The organism is Flavobacterium soyae (genome assembly GCF_045348165.1).
Classification (GTDB): Bacteria; Bacteroidota; Bacteroidia; order Flavobacteriales; family Flavobacteriaceae; genus Flavobacterium; species Flavobacterium soyae.
In genome coordinates this window covers 845,168-866,001 of sequence record NZ_CP150845.1, presented here as the reverse complement: position 1 = coordinate 866,001, position 20,834 = coordinate 845,168, and the positions used below count along the sequence as shown (strand labels likewise).

14 protein-coding genes are annotated in these 20,834 nt (G+C 35.5%); 13 read left to right on the top strand and 1 reads right to left on the bottom strand.

Features of this window, described 5'->3' with window-relative positions; all coding sequences use genetic code 11:
- Positions 1-44: 44 nt before the first annotated feature.
- The 11 genes from AABD74_RS03885 (at position 45) to AABD74_RS03835 (ending at position 10,906) form a co-directional block, all read left to right on the top strand.
- A complete protein-coding gene (locus AABD74_RS03885; protein WP_232683020.1) occupies positions 45-1,610 on the top strand; it encodes a G-D-S-L family lipolytic protein in 1,566 nt (521 codons plus the stop codon).
- A gap of 235 nt (positions 1,611-1,845) precedes the next feature.
- On the top strand, positions 1,846-3,357 hold the full coding sequence (atpD, locus tag AABD74_RS03880; protein ID WP_012022907.1) for a F0F1 ATP synthase subunit beta: 1,512 nt from the start codon (positions 1,846-1,848) through the stop codon (positions 3,355-3,357).
- Positions 3,358-3,441: 84 nt separating this feature from the next.
- Positions 3,442-3,723, top strand: a complete 282-nt coding sequence (locus tag AABD74_RS03875) for a F0F1 ATP synthase subunit epsilon (RefSeq protein ID WP_232683021.1) — start codon at positions 3,442-3,444, stop codon at positions 3,721-3,723.
- A gap of 111 nt (positions 3,724-3,834) precedes the next feature.
- Positions 3,835-4,971 (top strand): aminotransferase class I/II-fold pyridoxal phosphate-dependent enzyme, encoded by a 1,137-nt coding sequence (locus AABD74_RS03870; RefSeq protein ID WP_406844737.1) that lies wholly within the window; start codon positions 3,835-3,837, stop codon positions 4,969-4,971.
- A gap of 41 nt (positions 4,972-5,012) precedes the next feature.
- A complete protein-coding gene (locus tag AABD74_RS03865) occupies positions 5,013-5,387 on the top strand; it encodes a GxxExxY protein (protein ID WP_406844736.1) in 375 nt (124 codons plus the stop codon).
- Positions 5,388-5,541: 154 nt separating this feature from the next.
- Positions 5,542-6,405 carry a TraB/GumN family protein gene (locus AABD74_RS03860; RefSeq protein WP_406844735.1) on the top strand — a complete coding sequence of 288 codons (864 nt, stop codon included), beginning with the start codon at positions 5,542-5,544 and terminating at the stop codon, positions 6,403-6,405.
- A gap of 78 nt (positions 6,406-6,483) precedes the next feature.
- On the top strand, positions 6,484-6,915 hold the full coding sequence (locus AABD74_RS03855) for an RNA polymerase sigma factor (protein ID WP_406845623.1): 432 nt from the start codon (positions 6,484-6,486) through the stop codon (positions 6,913-6,915).
- Complete coding sequence (locus AABD74_RS03850) at positions 6,905-7,519, top strand: hypothetical protein (protein WP_232683026.1); 615 nt, start codon at positions 6,905-6,907, stop codon at positions 7,517-7,519. The genes AABD74_RS03855 and AABD74_RS03850 overlap by 11 nt, the downstream gene beginning before the upstream one ends.
- Positions 7,520-7,679: 160 nt before the next feature.
- On the top strand, positions 7,680-8,312 hold the full coding sequence (gene bioD / locus AABD74_RS03845; RefSeq protein WP_406844734.1) for a dethiobiotin synthase: 633 nt from the start codon (positions 7,680-7,682) through the stop codon (positions 8,310-8,312).
- 20 nt (positions 8,313-8,332) lie between these two features.
- Positions 8,333-9,604 (top strand): adenosylmethionine--8-amino-7-oxononanoate transaminase, encoded by a 1,272-nt coding sequence (bioA, locus tag AABD74_RS03840; protein ID WP_406844733.1) that lies wholly within the window; start codon positions 8,333-8,335, stop codon positions 9,602-9,604.
- Between the two features lie 132 nt (positions 9,605-9,736).
- On the top strand, positions 9,737-10,906 hold the full coding sequence (locus AABD74_RS03835) for a beta-ketoacyl synthase N-terminal-like domain-containing protein (protein ID WP_406844732.1): 1,170 nt from the start codon (positions 9,737-9,739) through the stop codon (positions 10,904-10,906).
- Positions 10,907-10,980: 74 nt separating this feature from the next.
- Here the strand turns inward: AABD74_RS03835 and AABD74_RS03830 are convergent, their stop codons facing one another.
- Complete coding sequence (locus AABD74_RS03830) at positions 10,981-15,045, bottom strand: T9SS sorting signal type C domain-containing protein (protein ID WP_406844731.1); 4,065 nt, start codon at positions 15,043-15,045, stop codon at positions 10,981-10,983.
- A 281-nt stretch (positions 15,046-15,326) separates the two neighbouring features.
- Between AABD74_RS03830 and AABD74_RS03825 the strand changes: the two genes are divergently transcribed.
- Positions 15,327-15,797: a regulatory protein RecX gene (locus AABD74_RS03825; protein ID WP_406844730.1), complete on the top strand. Its 471-nt coding sequence runs from the start codon at positions 15,327-15,329 to the stop codon at positions 15,795-15,797.
- Positions 15,798-16,203: 406 nt separating this feature from the next.
- The gene (locus AABD74_RS03820; RefSeq protein ID WP_406844729.1) at positions 16,204-20,805 is read left to right on the top strand and encodes a T9SS sorting signal type C domain-containing protein; all 4,602 of its coding nucleotides are present in this window, start codon (positions 16,204-16,206) and stop codon (positions 20,803-20,805) included.
- Positions 20,806-20,834 lie beyond the last annotated feature (29 nt).

The window sequence follows — 20,834 nt, the reverse complement described above, 5'->3', positions numbered from 1 at the left end:
CGGTTCAATGAAAATGAAGAGGTAATAATTTAAAAAGTACTAACATGAAAAAAAATATAAAATGGCTATTAATGGTTTCTTTAACCTTTATGGCAGCTTGTAATAGCGATGATGACAATAATACTCCGGAAGAAGTTCCGGTAATTCCCGGCTCGGCAGTTTTTACAAAATATGTTGCTCTTGGAGATTCTTTTGCTGCTGGTTACAGCGACAATGCTCTTTTCAAAAAAGGACAGGAAGGGGCTTATACTAATATTTTAGCACAGCAGTTTGTGGCGGCTGGCGGCGGAACTTTTACAACTCCATTAATGAATGATAATCTTGGAGGTTTATTGTTAGGAGGAAATGTGGTTGCCGCAACCCGATTGTATTTTAACGGCCAGGGTCCGGTAAATGTAGCAGGAAAACCAACAACCGAAATAACAGCTCATCTTACAGGTCCGTTTAATAATTTAGGAGTTCCGGGAGCAAAAAGTTTTCACTTAGTTGCTGCTGGATATGGGAATGTAGCCGGTGTGGCTACAGGAGCAGCAAATCCGTATTTTGCAAGATTTGCAAGTACACCTTCAACAACAGTTTTGGCAGATGCTGCAGCACAGGCACCAACATTTTTCTCTTTATTCATTGGAGGAAATGATGTTTTGAGTTATGCAACTTCTGGTGGAATTGGAAAAGATCAAAAAGGAAACCTAAACCCGGCTACTTATGGAGGAAATGATATCACAGATCCAACTGTTTTTGCAAATGTATATTCTACATTGGCAACAACTCTAACAGCAAATGGAGCAAAAGGAGTAGTAGCAAATCTTCCTTATATTACAGCTTTGCCATATTTTACAACAGTTCCTTATAATCCACTTACTGCAAAATCTCTTGGAGGTAATAATGAAGCAGTAGGTAAAGCAACGATAAAAGCGTTAAACGCACAATTATACGGTCCTTTAAAACAAGCATTAACAGTTTTTCAGGCAGGTGATAGAATTAATTTATTATCTGAAACTGCTGCAAACCCGGTTTTAATAAAAGATGAATCTCTAACTAATTTATCAGCTCAATTGACTGCAGCGTTTACGCCTTCATTAGGGGCACAGACTGCAGCTTTTTACGGAGCTGTTTTTGGACAGGCAAGACAAGCAAAAGCGACAGACTTGGTAGTGCTTCCAACAAGAACAGATATTGGAGCTGCTCCTAAAGCTTCAGATTCAGGACTTGGTATTGCACCGCCTGCACCATTAGATAAATTTGGGGTAACTTATCCTCTGCAAGATAAACACGTTTTGATTCCGACAGAAATTGCGGAAATTAAAACTGCCACAGATGCATATAATACAACAATTGCAGCAGTAGCTGCAGAAAAAGGCTTGGCTTTTGTTGACACAAGAGCGATCTTAACACAATTAGCAAGCGGAGGATACAGATTTGGAAATTATACAATGTCATCTACTTATGTAACCGGTGGTGCTTTTTCTTTAGATGGGGTACATCCTAGCGGAAGAGGATATGGTTTAATTGCTAATATATTTATTGATGCAATAAACGCAAAATACGGTTCTACACTTCGTCATGTTGATTTGGCTTTATATCCAATTCAATATCCGGCGTCATTATAATATACCATTTTTTTAATTAAGAAAGCCACTCGTTTTTTAAAATGTAGTGGCTTTTTTATTTCGTTAAAAAATGATATAAATGACAGTTTAAAAGTCTGCTTTTATGAATCAAACAAAATCATTCTATTTTTTATGAAAAAAAAATTGATTTTATATTTTAAAAAATTATCTTTGCGCTCTGAAAAAAGAGGTATTTTCGATAAACCTAAATAGCTATTTAATAAATACATAAGTAATGTCAAAAGTAATAGGAAAAGTTGCTCAAATCATTGGACCAGTAGTAGACGTAGTTTTCAACGGTAAAGATGTTGAACTTCCAAAAATTTATGATTCACTAGAAGTCACTAAAAAAGATGGAACTTTATTAGTTCTAGAAGTACAATCTCATATTGGTGAAAACACTGTTCGTACCATTTCTATGGATTCAACAGATGGTTTAAGCAGAGGATATGAAGTAGTTGGAACTGGAAATCCAATCCAAATGCCAATCGGTCCAGACGTATATGGAAGATTATTTAATGTTGTTGGAGATGCCATTGATGGTTTAGGTAATTTACCTAAAACAGGAGAAAACGGTTTGCCAATTCACAGACAAGCTCCTAAATTCGAAGATCTATCAACTTCATCTGAAGTTTTATTCACAGGTATTAAAGTAATCGATTTGATTGAGCCTTATGCAAAAGGAGGTAAAATTGGATTGTTTGGTGGTGCTGGTGTTGGTAAAACAGTATTGATTCAGGAGTTGATCAACAATATTGCAAAAGGTCACGGTGGACTTTCAGTATTCGCTGGAGTAGGTGAAAGAACACGTGAAGGAAATGACTTGCTTCGTGAGATGTTAGAGTCAGGAATTATTAAATATGGTGATGATTTCATGCACTCTATGGAAAATGGAGGATGGGATTTATCTAAAGTAGATATGCCAGGAATGAGAGAGTCTAAAGCTACTTTCGTTTTCGGACAAATGAATGAGCCGCCTGGAGCTCGTGCTCGTGTAGCACTTTCAGGATTATCTATCGCTGAGTATTTCCGTGATGGAGCTGGATCAGACCAGGGAAAAGATGTATTATTCTTCGTTGATAACATCTTCCGTTTTACTCAAGCAGGTTCTGAGGTATCGGCACTTTTAGGACGTATGCCTTCTGCAGTAGGTTACCAGCCAACTTTGGCAACAGAGATGGGTGCTATGCAAGAGCGTATTACATCTACAAACAAAGGATCTATTACATCTGTACAAGCGGTTTACGTACCTGCGGATGACTTAACTGACCCGGCGCCGGCTACAACTTTCGCACACTTAGATGCAACAACAGTATTGTCTCGTAAAATTGCTGAGTTAGGTATTTATCCAGCGGTTGACCCGTTAGACTCTACTTCAAGAATTTTAACTCCACATATCTTAGGAGATGAGCACTACAACTGTGCACAAAGAGTAAAAGAAATTCTTCAAAAATACAAACAACTTCAAGATATTATCGCAATCTTAGGTATGGAAGAGTTATCAGAAGAAGATAAACTTTCTGTATCGAGAGCACGTCGTGTACAACGTTTCTTGTCTCAGCCATTCCACGTAGCAGAGCAATTTACAGGTATTCCTGGAGTGTTAGTAGACATTAAAGATACTATCAAAGGTTTCAACATGATTATTGATGGTGAATTAGATCACCTTCCAGAAGCAGCTTTCAACTTGAAAGGTTCTATTCAGGATGCTATCGAAGCTGGAGAAAAAATGTTAGCTGAAGCTTAATAATATTGGTTGTTAGTTGTTAGTTGTCAGTTGTTAGAAAGCAACCATCAACCATCAACCATCAACTATTAACTAAAAAAAAAGATGATTTTAGAAATAGTATCACCAGAAGCAAAATTATTTTCAGGAGAAGTAACTTCAGTTACACTTCCGGGAGTTGATGGAAGCTTTCAGATTTTGAATAATCACGCTCCTATTGTTTCTATTCTAGAAAAAGGAACTATTAAAATTGCAGCTCCGAGTTTCAATTTTTCTAAAGAGGCAGCTGATAAATTTGCGAAAGTTAATGACCAAACCTATACATTAAAGATTACGTCAGGTACAATCGAAATGAAAGATAACAAGATAATTGTTTTAGTAGACTAACAACAATTTCAAAATAATCTTAAAAGCCATTCACATAGTGAATGGCTTTTTTTATTAGAGTTGTAATTTGGTTCCAAAAGAAATTAGTCATTATTTCATAACTTTGTTTTTATGAAATTACCAGAAAACCTTAATCAGAAACTTGAAAACCGAAAGCAGAATAACTCGCTTCGCAAACTTCCTGTGTTTAATAATCTGGTTGATTTCTCTTCTAACGATTATATTGGGTTTTCAAAATCAGAAACAATCTTTAAACATACACATGCTTATCTGCATGAAAATGAAATTTTTCAAAATGGAGCGACAGGTTCAAGGTTAATTTCGGGAAATCATTCTTTGTATCAAATTGCAGAAAACTTTATTTCGCAATTTCATGACGCAGAAACGGCTTTAATTTTCAATTCTGGTTATGATGCCAATGTTGGTTTTTTTAGCGCTGTACCGCAAAGAAATGATGTAATTTTATATGATGAGTTAAGTCATGCTTCCATTCGCGATGGAATTTTAATGTCAAACGCAAAATCATATAAATTTGGCCATAATGATTTTGAAGATTTAGAACGGCTTATTCTAAAGTTTCCTGATACCAATATTTACATAGTTACGGAAACTGTTTTTTCTATGGATGGCGACAGCCCGAATTTAGAAGAATTAGTACAGCTTTCCGAAAAATACAACTGTTATTTAGTAGTTGATGAAGCACATACTCTGGGTGTTTTTGGAGATAAAGGGGAAGGTCTTCTTCAATACCTGGAATTGCATAATAGAATTTTTGCCCGTATCATGACTTTCGGAAAAGGTTTGGGCTGTCACGGCGCAGTTGTGCTTGGAAGCCCGGAACTCAAAGAATATTTAATAAACTTTGCCCGAAGTTTTATTTATACCACAGGATTATCTCCACATTCTGTTGCTACAATTTTAACAGCATATCAACAACTGGAAATTGAAAAAGAGGCAATCGAAAAGTTACGTCAAAATATTGTTTTCTTCAATCAGCAGAAAAACTTATTGGGTTTAAAACCAATGTTTGTTCGAAGCAAATCAGCAATTCAGTCTGCTATTGTTCAGGGAAATGAAAACGTCAAGAAACTAGCCCAGCAATTACAGGACAAAGGTTTTGATGTAAAACCAATTCTTTCTCCAACAGTTCCTGAAGGTCAGGAACGTCTGCGTTTTTGCATTCACAGTTATAATTCTGAAGAAGAGATAAGTGATGTTCTTGAATTATTAAGAAATTACGTATATTAGGCCGCTGATTAAACGAATTAAACAGGTTTACACTGCGTACAATGTCTGACTTATTACATAAAGAAAAATCAAAATCTATTCTAAAAGTGTTTTACGATGTTTATAACCAATTAGGTTATGGTTTTTTGGAAAAGGTTTATCAAAATGCGATGTATTTTGAATTAAAATCTTTAGGTTATAAAGTCGAAGCTCAAAAACAAATCAAAGTATATTTCAAAAATCAATTAGTTGGCGAGTATTATGCTGATTTGGTAATTGATGATGTAATCATAATAGAATTAAAAGCCTGTGAATACCTTTTAAGTTCTCACATTGCCCAATTAATGAATTATCTCAAATCGACAAAAATGGAAGTCGGCCTACTTTTAAATTTTGGAGAAAGTCCCGAATTCAAACGCTTAATTTACACAAAATAACAGAAAACCAAATTTAATACTGCGTTAACCCGTTTAATCTGTTTTATCAGTGGGCAAAAAAAATAATCTTTTTTTGTAACGTTTTGACTATTCCTATACTTACAACTCGTAATTACAAAATGAGTTTTAGTCATTAACTTAATCAATCCTCAAAATGAAAAAAGTATTCCATTTATTTATAGCATTTATACTAGTTGTTTTTAGCATAAAATCACAAGCCCAAACTAAATCTCCTAAATTAGAAAATTCTCTTTTATGGGAAGTTTCCGGAAACGGACTTTCTAAACCTTCTTATTTATACGGAACGATTCACATGATTTGTTCATCGGATTATTTTCTAACTGAAAAAACTAAAAAAGCTTTAGAATCTTCAGAAAAATTAATACTCGAAATCAACTTTTCTGACCCAAAAGAAATGTCAGAAATGCAGCAATTGGCAATGGGAAAAGAACCGTTGAGTAAAAAAATGAATCCAGAACAGTTAGCTAAATTAGATGCAATTCTCAAAAAAACAACCGGAATGACGGTACAGCAAGTCGATAGCTTTAGTTTGCTGACTGTAATGAGTTTGATTTCAATGAAAAGTTTTGGCTGTGCCGATTTAAAATTCTACGAAATGGAATTCATTGAGCAGGCTAAAAAAAGAAACATAGAAATTGGCGGGCTTGAGACTGTAAAAGAACAATTCGGGATGTTTGATAAAGCGTATTCAAATGATGAAATGATTGAAATGCTGGAAGAGTCAACACCAGAAGAATCAACAAAATTAGTGTCAATGTATAAAACTGAGAATATTGATTTGTTGTATGATTTTACAACAGATAAAAAATATACAAGTGATAAAACAAAAAAGATTATTCTTGATGCAAGAAATTTAAACTGGGTAAAAAATATGCCCGAATTAATGAAGAATCAAAGCATCTTTTTTGCTGTTGGATCAGGGCATTTAGCAGGAGAATTTGGAGTTATTAATTTATTAAGAAAAACAGGTTATAAAGTAAAACCAATCCTGAATTAATAGATTTTGAAAGAAAGGGAACAAGAATTTTTAAATCGGATTGAAAGTCATAAAGGAATTTTGTACAAGGTTTCTAAAATGTACATGGATACATATGATGATCAGCAGGATTTATTTCAGGAAATTATTTGTCAGCTCTGGAAATCGTATGATTCTTTTCGAAATGAAAGTCAGTTTTCGACCTGGATGTATCGGGTTGCTGTAAATACGGCGATTGTTTTCCTTAAAAAAGAAAAGCGGAAAGTTGATAAATATGAAATTGCTTCAGAGAATATAAAAGAAGAGGCAGGCGATTCTCAGATCAAGGAAAGCCAAATCGAACATTTTTATAAAGCAGTTCAAAAACTGGAAAAGATAGATAAAGCAATTATTTTTTATCAGTTAGAAGGGTTTTCGCATAAAGAAATTGGGGTAAACCTCGGAATCTCCGAAGGAAATGCGAGAGTAAAACTGAACAGGGCAAAAGAAAAATTAAAAGAAATAATTAAAAACCAAGGATATGGATTTTGATGAAATACAAAACGCATGGAATAACGATAAACCAAATAATATTGTTGTTCCTAATAATTTAGAAAAAATACAATCGGCAAATACACCTTTGGATAAAATTAAAAAGAATCTAAAAACAGAATTTTATTATCAAGTTCTGTCTATAATTTTCATTGGTACAGTTCCTTTGATTGCTAATCTGCCGCCAAAATGGACTTTTTTTTATTATTTACTTTTTAGTCTTTTTACAGCAGTTTCTGTTTATTATTTATTGAAGCTTTATTTTTTTTATAAAAGATTAAATAATACCACTTTAACAACGAAAGACAGTTTATATGAAACTTATTTTGACATAAGATTGAATATGGAATTGTACAAAACATTTGGTTTTGCCTTAACACCGTTTTTGGTTTTATATCTTTTGGGTTTTTATTATTACTCGTTTTCAAAAATCCCCGGATTTTTTGATCACGAATTTTCGAACGGACAACTAATCGGATTCTTTTTGGTTGTTGTTTTTGCCGTACTTTTTATGGGGATTTCTTTGGAATGGTGGGTTCATAAATTTTATGGAAAATTTGCTAAAGAAATAAAGAAAGTTATCGACGAATTAAAAGAAGAATAATAAACAGAACCCACCGTAATGATGGGTTTATTTTTATTGGTATTTTTGAGGAAATTATTACACAGAGATACACAAAGAAAAACGCAAAATAGCACAAAGTATAAAAACAACTTTGTGAATCTTCTTGGTTCTTTGTGTGTCTCTGCGAAACAACAAACTTATGAAAATATTTGTAACAGGAATTTCGACAGATGTTGGTAAAACAATCGCGTCTTCGATTATTGTTGAAGCTTTAGAAGCTGATTATTGGAAACCTATTCAGGCTGGAGATTTAGATAATTCCGACAGTCATAAAATTCAATCCAGAATTTCAAATAATAAAACTAAAATTTTTGAGAACAGTTATAAATTAAATACACCGGCAAGTCCGCATTTGGCCGCAGAAATTGATGGAATAAAAATCAAATTAAATCAAATTCAGGAACCAAAAACGAAGAATAATTTAGTTATTGAAGGTGCAGGCGGAATCTTTGTTCCGTTAAATGATGAAGAAACAATCATCGATTTAATACAACCGGATTATAAAATTGTTGTTGTTTCAAGACATTATCTGGGAAGTATCAATCATACTTTATTGACGATTGAAGCAATTCAGAATCGGGGATTTAAAGTCGCCGGAATTATCTTCAGCGGAAGCGAAAACAAATCAACAGAAAGTTTAATCCTGAATAAAACCGGAATAAATTGTATCGGAAGAATTGACGAAGAGCCTTATTTCGATCAAAATGTAATTAAAGAGTACGCTGATTTATTTAGTGACAACATATTGGCTTTAGAAAAATCTAAAATCTAAATTCTACAATCTGAAATCAAATGAGCTTAACAGAAAAAGACCGCCAATATCTTTGGCATCCTTATACACAACATAAAACTTCACAAACACCAATTGCAATTACTCGAGCAGAAGGTGCATTACTTTGGGATGAAAATAACAAAGAATACATCGATGCAATTGCTTCTTGGTGGGTAAACCCGTTTGGACATAGTAATAAATTTATTGCAGATGCTATTTACAAACAATTGACGACTTTAGAACATGTTTTGTTTGGAGGTTTTACACATGAACCAGCAATAAAAGTTGCCGAAAGATTAATGGAAATTCTGCCGAAAAATCAGCAGAAGATTTTCTTTTCAGATAACGGCTCTACAGCTGTTGAAGTGGCGATAAAAGTAGTGCTTCAATATTTTTTTAATAAGAATGAAAAACGAACAACAATTATTGCTTTTGAAAATGCTTTTCACGGTGACACTTTTGCGGCAATGGCGGCAAGTGGAATCTCGTTTTATACACAAGCTTTTCAAGGTATGTTTATAGATGTAGTTCGAATTCCGGTTCCAATAAAAGGGCAGGAGCAGGCAAGTTTTGACGCTTTAGAAAATGCAATTAAAAAACATAATTGTGCCGGATTTATTTTTGAACCTTTAGTACAGGGTGCAGCAGGAATGGTAATGTACGAACCGGAAGCGTTAGAAAAATTGATTAAAATTTGTAAAGAAAATCAAGTCTTAACAATTGCCGATGAAGTAATGACAGGTTTTGGAAAAACAGGAAAAACTTTTGCTATGGATTATGTTTTTGAAGAACCGGATATGATTTGCCTTTCGAAAGCATTAACCGGAGGTACAATCCCGATGGCAATTACGACTTTTACTCAGGATATTTTTAATGCATTTTATGATGATGACATTAATAAAGCCTTATTTCACGGACATACATTTACAGCAAATCCAACAGGTTGTGCAGCAGTTTTAGCAAGTATAGATTTATTGCAGACTCCAGAAATGCAGCAAAATATTGAAAGAATAAATACAAGTCATTTAAATTTTCAAAAGAAGATCGAGAATCATCCGAAAATAATTACTGCCAGAACATTGGGAGTAATTTTTGCCGTTGAAATAAAATCAGAGTCAGAGGAAAGTTATTACGGATCAATGCGTACAAAATTATATAATTTCTTTATTGATAAAGGAGTCGTTTTGCGCCCCGTTGGAAATATCGTTTATATTCTTCCTCCGTATATAATGACAGATGAACAGCTCCATAAAGTATATACTACAATTGAAGAAGCCATTGAAATGGTATGATTTGCCCACAGATTTAACGGATTAAACCGATTTGCACCAAAAAAATAAGTAATCTGTGTCAATTCGTTAAATCAGTATTATCAGTGTGCTATTTTTGTAAAACTTTGCGAACTTTACGGCAAATTAAATATTGTGAACACACAAAAAATTGCCATAACAGCTTTTTCATCTATTTCTCCTTTAGGAAATACCACAGACCAAGTTTGGAAAAAATACCACGACAAAAAACATTGTTTTACAAAACAGTTTTTAGACGGACAGGAAACTTCGGCTGCTGTTTTAAATGCAGAATCAAAGAAAATTATAGAAGAAATTCGTGAATCTGATATCAAGTATAAGTTTTTAGATGATTCTGTTTTATTTGCCTTAGCTGCATCGAGAAAAGCGGTTCAAGAGGCCGGCTGGAAATCAAATGATATTTTCGGGATTAATATCGGATCTTCAAGAGGCGCCACAGATTTATTCGAAAAACATTATAGAGAATATCTTGAAACTGGAAAAGCACAAACTTTGGCTTCACCAACAACAACTTTAGGAAATATTTCGTCCTGGATTGCACATGATTTACAAAGTGCCGGGCCTGAAATTTCGCATTCGATAACTTGTTCAACGGCGCTTCATGCACTTTTAAATGGCGCTGCATGGCTGAAATCCGGAATGGCTGATAAGTTTTTGGTTGGAGGAAGTGAAGCTCCTTTAACCGATTTTACCATTGGCCAAATGCGGGCTCTAAAAATTTATTCGCGTATTGACCAAAACATTGATTTGTGGCCAAACTTAGCTTTTGATTTCAAGAAAACACAAAACACCATGATTTTGGGTGAGGGGGCTGCAGTTTGTTGTTTAGAAGCAGGAGAAAAAGAAAATGCAATAGCCTATGTTATTGGTATTGGTTATGCGACTGAAATTTTGGAACACAATATCTCAATTTCTACAGAAGCAGACTGTTTTCAAAAATCCATGAAAATGGCTTTAAAAGGTGTTGATTTAGAAAGTGTTGACGTCATTGTTATGCATGCTCCGGGGACTATAAAAGGAGATTTGACAGAATTACGGGCGATTGAAAAAGTTTTTGGGTCTGAATTACCTTTGTTAACGACTAATAAATGGAAGATAGGGCATACTTTTGGGGCATCCGGGATGCTGAGTTTAGAATTGGCACTTTTGATGCTGCAGAATGACACTTTTATAGAAACGCCTTTTTCAGAATCAAAAAAACAAGACAAGCCAATTAAAAAGGTTTTGATTAATGCTGTAGGTTTTGGCGGGAACGCTGTGAGTATTTTAATTGAAAAAGCCTAATATTTATCTTATTTAAAAACAAAAAATCCATTCCGTTTTGCGGAATGGATTTTTATTATTGGAGGAAGTTTATTTTATTTAAATATAATCTTTCTGGTTGCTTCGGCTTTGTTTTCAAGAGTTGTTTTTACCAGTAAAACCTGATCAGCAGCCTGCAGATTTGGGATTGACAATTCTGCTGTTCCTACTTTATTTTTACTGTATAAAAGTCTGCCGGTAATATCAAATATGTTTACTTCTTTAATATTTTCTTTAGAAGATGTTACTTTGATTGTTTTATCTTTTACAGAAACCAAAAGTCCGTCTTTTACATTTTCAAAATCCCCTGTTCCTAATGTTTTATTAGTATAACGAAGCGTGAAACGGTCTGTAAAAGTTCCTATTTCGGTAGTAAATTTATAGTTTCCGGCTTTCAGGTCATAAACAGTCCCCGTTGTTTTATCTTCAAGATAAACCGCCTGATTGTTCAGCAGGCCGTCAGTATGGTCTATAGAAATGGTAAACTCTCCGGCAACGGCTGTTTTATAGCCAAGGGGGATTAAATCAGTGTCTTCAAAAGGAAGTGCACGTCCCTGAACCGTTAATTTTTTTGCATCACTGATGCTGTAGAAATCTACATAAGTATTTCCGTTAAGGGTTGCCGCATCATAATTTTGATCCCAGCTGTTTGTTGCCCCGTTTATATAACCAATTAATGCCTGTTTAAAAGCGCCTTCGGCATTAGTAAAGTTCAGCCATAAACGGTTTGCTTCACCGGCTGTTTCTGAAGTTTTAAAGAACTGGGTGTTATCACCTGCAATTCTCATATCGTTTGTAAAAACAATATTGCTTCCCGTACTGGCTTTAAAGAAAAATCCCTGCCCCGCAGCAATGCTTCCTGTCGGGGCTGCTGCACCGCTTGTTGTTGCAACACTTCCCGTTAAGGTGTAAACAGCATAATCAGCTACAGTATAATTGTATTTTGCATCTCCAGCCACACTCCCGTTTGGAGGCGAATTATGTGTCCAGAAATATAAAGCACCGACTCCTGTGTCATTTATTAGTTTATAGGCATCAATAGCTGACGGATATGGGTTTCCAATTAAATTCCATTTAGCGGCTGTCGGTGTAAAAGTAATATCTCCATTGTTAGGAACCCCAGTAAAAGAGGCTTGATAAACGGCAGAAGTATTGATGTCATACTCCTGCGGAGACCTTACAATATATCCTTGTCCGGGAGCCATTACTAAAGTTCCGTTATAATTTATTGTCCATCCGGTATTTGGATTATAACTGTAATATTTATCAGCCAGAGTTGTCGGCGACAGATCATGAAGTGTTATTCCCGGCACTGCCGTTACCGGTGCTGACCAATAGGTGAAATCATAACGGCGGATCAATTGCGTGTTTCTCTTATAAGTAATATTCCCTGAGTTGACTGCATTTGTTTTTTGCACCAGACTGGCATTGTTTTCAAAAGTTAAGGAACTTCCGGTATTAACCGTTACTGCGTTGGTAACTGTTAAGGTATTAGTACTTTGTACAGTTAATAAGCTGTTATTGCTTAAGTTAATTGTATGGGCTTTAAATTCAGTATTTGTTCCTGTAATTTCCGGCTTGTTTGCGATAGAGGTTAAATCTGGAATTACTACACAATCATCTGCAGTAGGAACTCCGCTTGGAGTCCAGTTTCCGGCTGTGTTCCAGTTTGTGCTTACACTGCCATTCCATGTTTTGCTTACATAAGCATTTACAGGCACAACAGTAATTGAAGATTCACATCCTGAGCTGTTTTTAGCTGTAACATTATACGACCCTGCTGCTAATCCCGAAAATACGCCGGTTGTATTGGTATAAGTTGTCCCGTCAATACTATAAGTAATTCCTGCTGCCGGCGCCGGGTTTGTAATTGTAATAACTCCTGTTGGTACTGTACATGTTGGCTGTGTTGTTACAGATGCTGTTGGAGTTGCTGGTTTTGCGTTAACAGTTAAATTTATAACAGCTGTCGTATTTCCACAAGTATTGCTGGCTGTTACTGTGTAATTTGCAGCCGATGCTGAAGCTGTCGGTGTACCTGTTATTGATCCAGTAGATGTATCAATTGATAGTCCTGCTGGTAAAGCCGGAGATATAGCAAAGACAGCCGCTGGAGTACCTGCAGTTGCTAAGGTTGCACTATTTGTTGAAATAGGTGTTCCAATACAGTACGATTGAGTAGAAAAAGTGTAACTCAATGCTGCCGGGGCTTGATTTATTGTTATTACTGCATTACCAGTCATATTTGAACTACAAGTAGTGGTAGGGTTTGTAGCAACTACTGTATATGTACCTGCTGCAGTTTTTAGACCGAAATTAATTGGTGATCCTGTTGTTCCTGCAATAGAAGTTCCAGTATTGACACCGCCTATTTGCAACTGGTAGTTAACCCCTGTAGTAGAATTAGCCAAACCAACCGCAACTCCTGTACCGCCAGAACAATATGATCCTCCCCCTGTAACAGCATAAGCCGTTGGAGCAGCAGTTACATTAACATATATAGTAGAAGCACTGCTTGAACAACCGCCTGCTGTGGTTGCAACAACTGTTGCTTCCTGAATCCCTGAACCAGTAAATGTTATCGTAGGGTTTTTAATATTAGTTGAAGAAAACACCGCTCCTGGAGATGTTGTCGTCCATGCATAAGTTACCCCTGAAGCAGTAACGTTATCCACATCCAATTGAACAGGTACGCCAGCGCAAGAGGTTAAGGTTTTAAAAACACCTTTAGGAACTGTTGTTGCAACTGGAGCCACTTGAGAAGTTGGAAGTAAAACTATATCATCAATAATAGTCCCAAGGGTCGATGTTCCAGATAAGGAGTTATAAAATTCAATCCCTATTAAAGAACTTGTTGGTGTAAACGTAAAAGTGCCTGTTGCAGGAGTACTACTAGTGGCAAATAAAGTTGGTGATGAAATGGGAACCGCACCACCGGTAATTTTAATATCTAAATTAGTTGTTGCAGGTGTACCAGCAGTTGGTCTTCGAGCATAAAGAAAACTTACTGTATAAGAGACACCAGGCACAACGGATATATTATTTTGCCTTAGCGATGCCTCTGCATCTAATTCTGCGGTAAAACCAACAGTATTACCAGTTGCAAAATAAGTATTCTCAAACTGAGTTTCGACATAACTCCCCTTTGATGTGGCAAATGTCCAATTTGCTGCCAAATTATTCCCTGCTGAACTATTAGTAAAATCACCATTGCTAATTAAATTACTCACACAATTCGCAATAACAACCTGATCTGTGGATGAACCACAATTATTTATTGCCCAGTTCAATACCCATGTTCCTGATCCAATAGGTGTAAATGTAGTTGTTGGATTTGTAAGACTAGCAAACTGACTTGTGGATGTATTTGGACCACTCACTATCGACCATGTTCCTGTACCACTTGTTGGAGTATTGGCAGCTAATGTAAATGAAGAATTATTACTATATTGATCGATACCTGCATTTGCTTTTGCACAAGTTGTACCACTAATAACAAAATTTCTAATTCTTAGTGATCTATTAGTATTACCTGAATTCCATCCATAGATTCTGACTGTCAAACTAGCACTATTAACGGGAATATTTATGCTACTATAATTAACACTTTGAATCGTTGTTGTTGAATTAAAAGAGGCTCCAAGTGCAGTAGAAGTTGCAAATCCATCTGTGGAATAATACGCCTGTAACTGCCAAGTTCCATTAGAAACACTATGATCAAACTTAATTTCCGAAACATTAAAAACTGTATTTGTATTTGGAGTTACTACAAATTCATAATAATCAGTACTTATAGAGCTATTTGTGGTCCATCCTGTAGAAGTAGCACCACTAGCATTATAAGAAATTGTATTAACCCCATTTGATGTTATCCCATTAGCCGTAATATTGCCGGTTACCGTTGGAGGAGCCGTTGTAGTTGAAGTTAAAACCCAAGTACTAGATGCTGCCTGCGCTCCAACAAAGTTCACAGAAAAAAGGGCAAATAGACCAACGAAAAGCAAATGAGAAAATCGCATTTTGGAAGAAGAAACCTTCTTATGGTCAAAAAAAACAATATGACAATTGTTTTCAGTAGAATAAAATAAAGAACGAACGAACAAAAGTAATTTTCGAATCATATAGGCGTGGTATTAGATTTGTTTTTGGCGGTTAAATTCAAATAAAAAATTTCAAATTTCGTTATGAACGAAAGGCTTAATTTTGAACCTAAATTCTTATTAATAACTGTTTAACAAACTGAGCAGTTTGATAAACAGAATTTGTCGACAAAATTATTATAATTCTGCACATAAACAAGATTTTACAAAAAGAGTTTTATGAAATAATTAAAAAACATGTAAGAATTTAACCCATAAATGATTATTTTTGGCATTTATAGTTAAAAAGAAAGAAAATACTCATGGATCCAGTTTATACACTAAAAGAGGCTTTACAGAAATTAGAACGTTTTTGTGCCTATCAGGAACGCTGTCATGACGAAGTTGTTTCGAAGCTTTACAGCTTAAAAATGACTTCAGAAGAGATTGATTCCATTGTTGTTCAATTAATTGAAAATAATTTTTTGAACGAAACACGTTTTGCCTGCAGCTTTGCAAGAGGTAAACACAGAATCAAAAATTGGGGAAAAATTAGGATTACAAATGAACTTAAGCAGCGAAATATTTCTTCGACAAATATAAATCTCGCTCTCGAAGAAATTTCTGCAGAGGAATATGCAGAAAATTTTGAAAATCTGTCTGAAAGATCCTGGAACAATATTCAGGAAAAAAACATATTAAAAAAGCGAAAAAAATTTTGCGATTATATGCTTCGTCGAGGTTATGAAAGTAATCTCATTTATGAAAAAGTTAAAGAATTGGAACAAGAATAAATGTCAAAAATCTGCATTTAAAATCATAATTTTTACTTCTCTCTAATAATCAGATTTTATTTGAAAATATCTTAAATTCCTTACGGAATAAAAAATAACTTACAGTTGTAAAATATTGTTTTTCTGAAGGTTTTTTACAAAACTAGACGTTTTTCCAATTATTATTTCAAAAAAATCGACATAAAACACCTGTTGTTACGGATTTTTCTTATTTTTAACAAGTTTATTTTATAAGAAATTCCATAAAATCATCACTTTTATTATGCATTTCATCGATTATTTCATCGGTTTGTCGATTATATGCCCATTCTAAAAGCCATCATAAAATCAAACCCCTAGATGTATTTATCTTTGAGTAGGTATAATGTATTATGCCAACATAACAATCTGATAGAAAACATTTAATATGATGAGAACTCTACTTTTATTTTTATTATTCCCTAATTTTTCTAAAGAAAAGTTTTTCACTCTTAATTTAAGATTAATTTGTTTGGGGATGTTTTTTGCTGTTTCGGCAAATCAATTGTTTGCACAATCAGGAACTGTTACAAGTAACAATTCTGGAAATTGGAATGTCTCAGCAACTTGGACGGCGGGAAATATTAACAGATCAGGAACTGTTACATCTACTACTGCTTCTACTACCGTAACGGGTACGGGAACTTTATTCTTAACAGAACTTACCATTGGTTCTGTTATAACAAGACAAGATGGAACCGTAATAGGAACCGTATCTTCAATTACCAGTAATACTAGTTTAACCTTAACAGCAAATGCTTCTAACAATGTTGCTAATCAAACTTACCGCACAATAAGCGGCCCTCCAAGTCCCGTAGACAATGTTATCATTGGAAATAATCATGTTGTCAATGTAAATGACACTTACATTTGTGCTGCAATTAATATTGGGACTTCAAACGGTAACGTCGCATCTTTAAATTTTTCAAATTCAACTTCACAGCTTACTGTAAATGGAGTTTTTACTCTGGGAGGAAATAATGTAAATAGAGTGGGTACATTGAATATGACAAACGGAGGAACATTAATAACTAACAGTATTAATTTAGGTAATACGTCTACGTCAAATCTTTTTATAGCGGGCTCTGGAACCGTTCGATTGGCTGCAAATAACACTCTACCTTCATCAATATTTACTACTTTCAATAACTTATCTATTAATGCTGGTTCTACAACAATGGCGGCTGCCTTAAATATTAATGGAAACTTAAATATTGATAATGGCGCAACATTAACAAGCACGACTAGTAATTACGCTGTTACATTAAGAGGAAATTATACTAATGCAGGTACATTCACGGCCAATAGTTCATCAATAACAATAGATGGAACTTCAAATCAAAGTATTACTGGTTTTACAACAGGCGGTGCTGTTTCAATGACTAAAACAGGCGGCACAGCAGTATTTACTGGAAATGTTACCGGAAATGCATTGACAATTAATGGTTCTGGAGGAACATTAAATTTAGGCTCGGGAACTCATACTTTTACTGGAAATGTTACACTTACCGCCGGAACTTTAAATGGAGGTTCAAGTACATTAAATGTAAATTCTACTTCTGCAGCAGCATGGGGTGGAACAGGTACAAATTTTACAGCAGGTACAAGTACTGTTAATTTTAGAGGAAATAATCAAACTATTTCGTCGACAAGTACCACTTTTTACAATCTTAACCTTCTAAATCCTTCATCAACAAGTGTTACAAAAACTTTTTCTTCAGCTACAACAGTTACTAATCTTTGGACCATTGCAAAATTAACAATAGCAAATCTTGGAACTTTTCAGCACAACGCGGGAATTTTAACTTTAGGAGGAGTAGGGCCTTTAAATCTAACCTGGGGACATACTTCATCTAATCCTGTAGCAGCTAACACAAATAATACATATTTTGCTAATAATACAGGCCGTATAACAATTACGCAAACACCACCTGGCACTGCGATCGACAACAATTATGCATATTATGGTACAGTTGGTGAAGTAACTGGGATTAGAGGTGAATATGATGGCTCTTTAACCTTAACAGCTCCAGTAGGAAGCATTTTTATAAATGTAAAATTTGCGAGTTACGGCCTTCCAAATGGTACAGCTCCAAATTTCACAATTGGAACTTGTCATGCTTTTAACAGCCGAACTGTAACAACAGGACTTTTGGGAAATACATCGGCAACAATTCCAGCTTCCGGATCTTTTAATAATACTTTTGGTGATCCTTGTTATGGGATTGTTAAAAACTATTATGTTACTGCTTTATATACTACTCCTATCTGTTCTGGTACCAATCCCGGAACTATTACGGGTTCAGTAGCTACTGGAGGAAATGGTACAACCTATAATTATCTATGGGAAGTTAGTACAACAAGCGCAACTGATGGTTTTACGGCTGCACCAGGTGCAAATACAGGAGTAAACTATACTGTACTTTCCGGAATTACTACTAAAACATATTACAGAAGAACCGTAACATCTGGTATTTATTCAGATGAAACTATTGTGGTTATTCCAGTAAATACCATAGCTGAAATTACAGCACCTACGACTGCAAATTCGACAGCGACTAGCATTTGCAGCGGTACCAGCGTAACACTTACTGCTACTGGCGGTGGTTTTGGTACAGTAGGAGGATATGCTGAATGGACATCAGGAACTTGTAATGGTACTTTAGTAGGTAGATCAGCTCTTGCTAATGGATCATTAACTGTTACACCAACTGCAAATACAACCTATTTTGTAAAACATAAAAACTCTTGTGGTGAAACCGTTTGTGCGACTCCTGTTACAGTGACCAATCCTACTTCTATAACAGTAAGTACAAGTTCATTTAGCACTTGTTTTAGCTCTGCCATACAAAATATTGCTATTGGTTATTCTGCTACAACAAATACACCAACTAACTATAGTATCACTTGGAATGCAGCAGCTGTTACCGCAGGGTTCAATAATAAATCTAATGTAACTAACACTTTTGCCACAGGCATAGGTTCAATTGCCAATGCAATTACTATTAACGCCAATACTGCAGCCGGGACTTATACTGGAACTTTAACGGTACAATCCGGAACTTGTACAAGTTTTGGAACAACAGTTACAGTTGTGATTAATCCTCAACCAGCAACTCCAACAGCATCTGTAACAACACAGCCAACATGTACAGTACCAACAGGAGTTATTACAATTACAAACCCGGCGCCGGCAGCAGGAATTACTTATAGTATTGACGGGACAACTTATACCAATACAACCGGCGTATTTTCGGGATTAGCAGCAGGGTCGTATAATGTTACAGCTAAAAACAGCTCAGGATGTGAATCTTCAATTACTGTTGTGCCTGTAAATGCTTATGTAAGCAAAACATGGAATGGCAGTGTAAGCACAAACTGGAACACAGCCGGAAACTGGACTCCAAGCGGAGTTCCTACTGCAGATGATTGTGTAGTAATTCCAGATTTAACCTCTATCGCAAACAAGCCGGAAATTACAGGAACAAATACTGAATTTAAAGCCCATACAATTAACTTAAGCAATAACAGCTTATTAACTGTACAAAGTACTAATACCTTAACAGTTACCAACGCAGTAACGGTTAATACCGGAAGTTCCTTAACTTTTGAAAACAATGCCAGTCTGGTGCAAAAAACAAATGCAGTCAACTCAGGGAATATTACTTATAAGAGAAACACGCAATTGATCCGCCGTTATGATTTCACCTATTGGTCAGCACCGGTAACGGCAGTGCCGGGAATAACACTTCATGATCTGTCGCCGACAACTCTGGCTGATAAATATTACAGTTATAATCCAAATACCGGATGGACAATAAATTATAACGGAACTTTAGTAATGGCTCCCGGACAAGGATATATTGTAAGGTCTCCGCAGGAGTATGACATCAATACTTCTGCCGTTTATCAAGCCTCTTTTACTGGGGTTCCTAACAATGGAGATATTACTTTTACACCGACAGCCGCTAAATGGAATTTAATTGGAAACCCATATCCGTCAGCTATTGATGCCTATAAACTAATAAATGACACAGGAGTCGGTGCTTTATATTTCTGGACACATAATTCGCCTCCAAACGGGAGTGTGGCTGGAGATGCAAAATACAATTATACTGTAGCTGATTATGCTGTTTACACCTTAACGGGAAGTGTTGCAACAACAAGCGGTGCAGCAGCCCCGACAGGAAGCATTGCTGCGGGGCAGGGATTTTTCTTTAAAGCCAGTACGGGAAGCAATATTGTTTTTACAAACGATATGAGAATTGCAGGTGATAACACCCAGTTCTTTAAAACTTCAGAAACAGCCGGTGAAGCAAACCGTTTATGGCTGAACTTTACTAATGCCGAAGGCGCTTTTAAACAGGCATTAATTGGTTATATAAACGGGGCAACAAACAGCTGGGATCAAAATTATGATGCGGCAACCCTTAACGGAAATACTTATGTAGATTTCTACAGCATCAGTGATGCAAAAAAATTAACGGTTCAGGGACGTGCACTTCCTTTTGAAGACACTGATTTAATCCCCCTTGGCTATAAAACAGCCGTTGCCGGAGAGTTTACCATTTCTATAGACCATACTGACGGCCTGCTGAACAATCAGGCGGTTTATCTTGAAGATAAAACAACGGGGACTGTTTATGACCTGAAAGCCGGAAACTATAAATTTACTACCGAAATAGGAACTTTTACAGACCGTTTCACGCTTCGTTATACTAATAAAACATTAGGAACAGGGGATTTTGAAAATGTAAAAGACGGACTTTTGGTTTCTGTAAAAGATAAAACAATCAAAGTAACATCTTCTAAAGAAAATATTAAAGAAGTAAACATATTTGATATTACCGGCAGACTTTTATACAGTAAAAATAAAGTAGGAACAGCAGAATTGTCAATCCCAAATCTGCAGGCTGCTGATCAGGTTTTGCTGGTAAAAACAACTCTTGAAAACAAAGCCGAGGCAACCAGAAAGATTATCTTTAAATAGAAAAAAAATCTTCCAATAAAAAAATCCAT

Coding starts and splice junctions, on each gene's coding strand:
- AABD74_RS03885 (WP_232683020.1), top strand. CDS start 45: ATGAAAAAAAATATAAAATGGCTATTAATGGTTTCTTTAACCTTTATG.
- atpD (WP_012022907.1), top strand. CDS start 1,846: ATGTCAAAAGTAATAGGAAAAGTTGCTCAAATCATTGGACCAGTAGTA.
- AABD74_RS03875 (WP_232683021.1), top strand. CDS start 3,442: ATGATTTTAGAAATAGTATCACCAGAAGCAAAATTATTTTCAGGAGAA.
- AABD74_RS03870 (WP_406844737.1), top strand. CDS start 3,835: ATGAAATTACCAGAAAACCTTAATCAGAAACTTGAAAACCGAAAGCAG.
- AABD74_RS03865 (WP_406844736.1), top strand. CDS start 5,013: ATGTCTGACTTATTACATAAAGAAAAATCAAAATCTATTCTAAAAGTG.
- AABD74_RS03860 (WP_406844735.1), top strand. CDS start 5,542: ATGAAAAAAGTATTCCATTTATTTATAGCATTTATACTAGTTGTTTTT.
- AABD74_RS03855 (WP_406845623.1), top strand. CDS start 6,484: ATGTACATGGATACATATGATGATCAGCAGGATTTATTTCAGGAAATT.
- AABD74_RS03850 (WP_232683026.1), top strand. CDS start 6,905: ATGGATTTTGATGAAATACAAAACGCATGGAATAACGATAAACCAAAT.
- bioD (WP_406844734.1), top strand. CDS start 7,680: ATGAAAATATTTGTAACAGGAATTTCGACAGATGTTGGTAAAACAATC.
- bioA (WP_406844733.1), top strand. CDS start 8,333: ATGAGCTTAACAGAAAAAGACCGCCAATATCTTTGGCATCCTTATACA.
- AABD74_RS03830 (WP_406844731.1), bottom strand. CDS start 15,045: ATGATTCGAAAATTACTTTTGTTCGTTCGTTCTTTATTTTATTCTACT.
- AABD74_RS03825 (WP_406844730.1), top strand. CDS start 15,327: ATGGATCCAGTTTATACACTAAAAGAGGCTTTACAGAAATTAGAACGT.
- AABD74_RS03820 (WP_406844729.1), top strand. CDS start 16,204: ATGATGAGAACTCTACTTTTATTTTTATTATTCCCTAATTTTTCTAAA.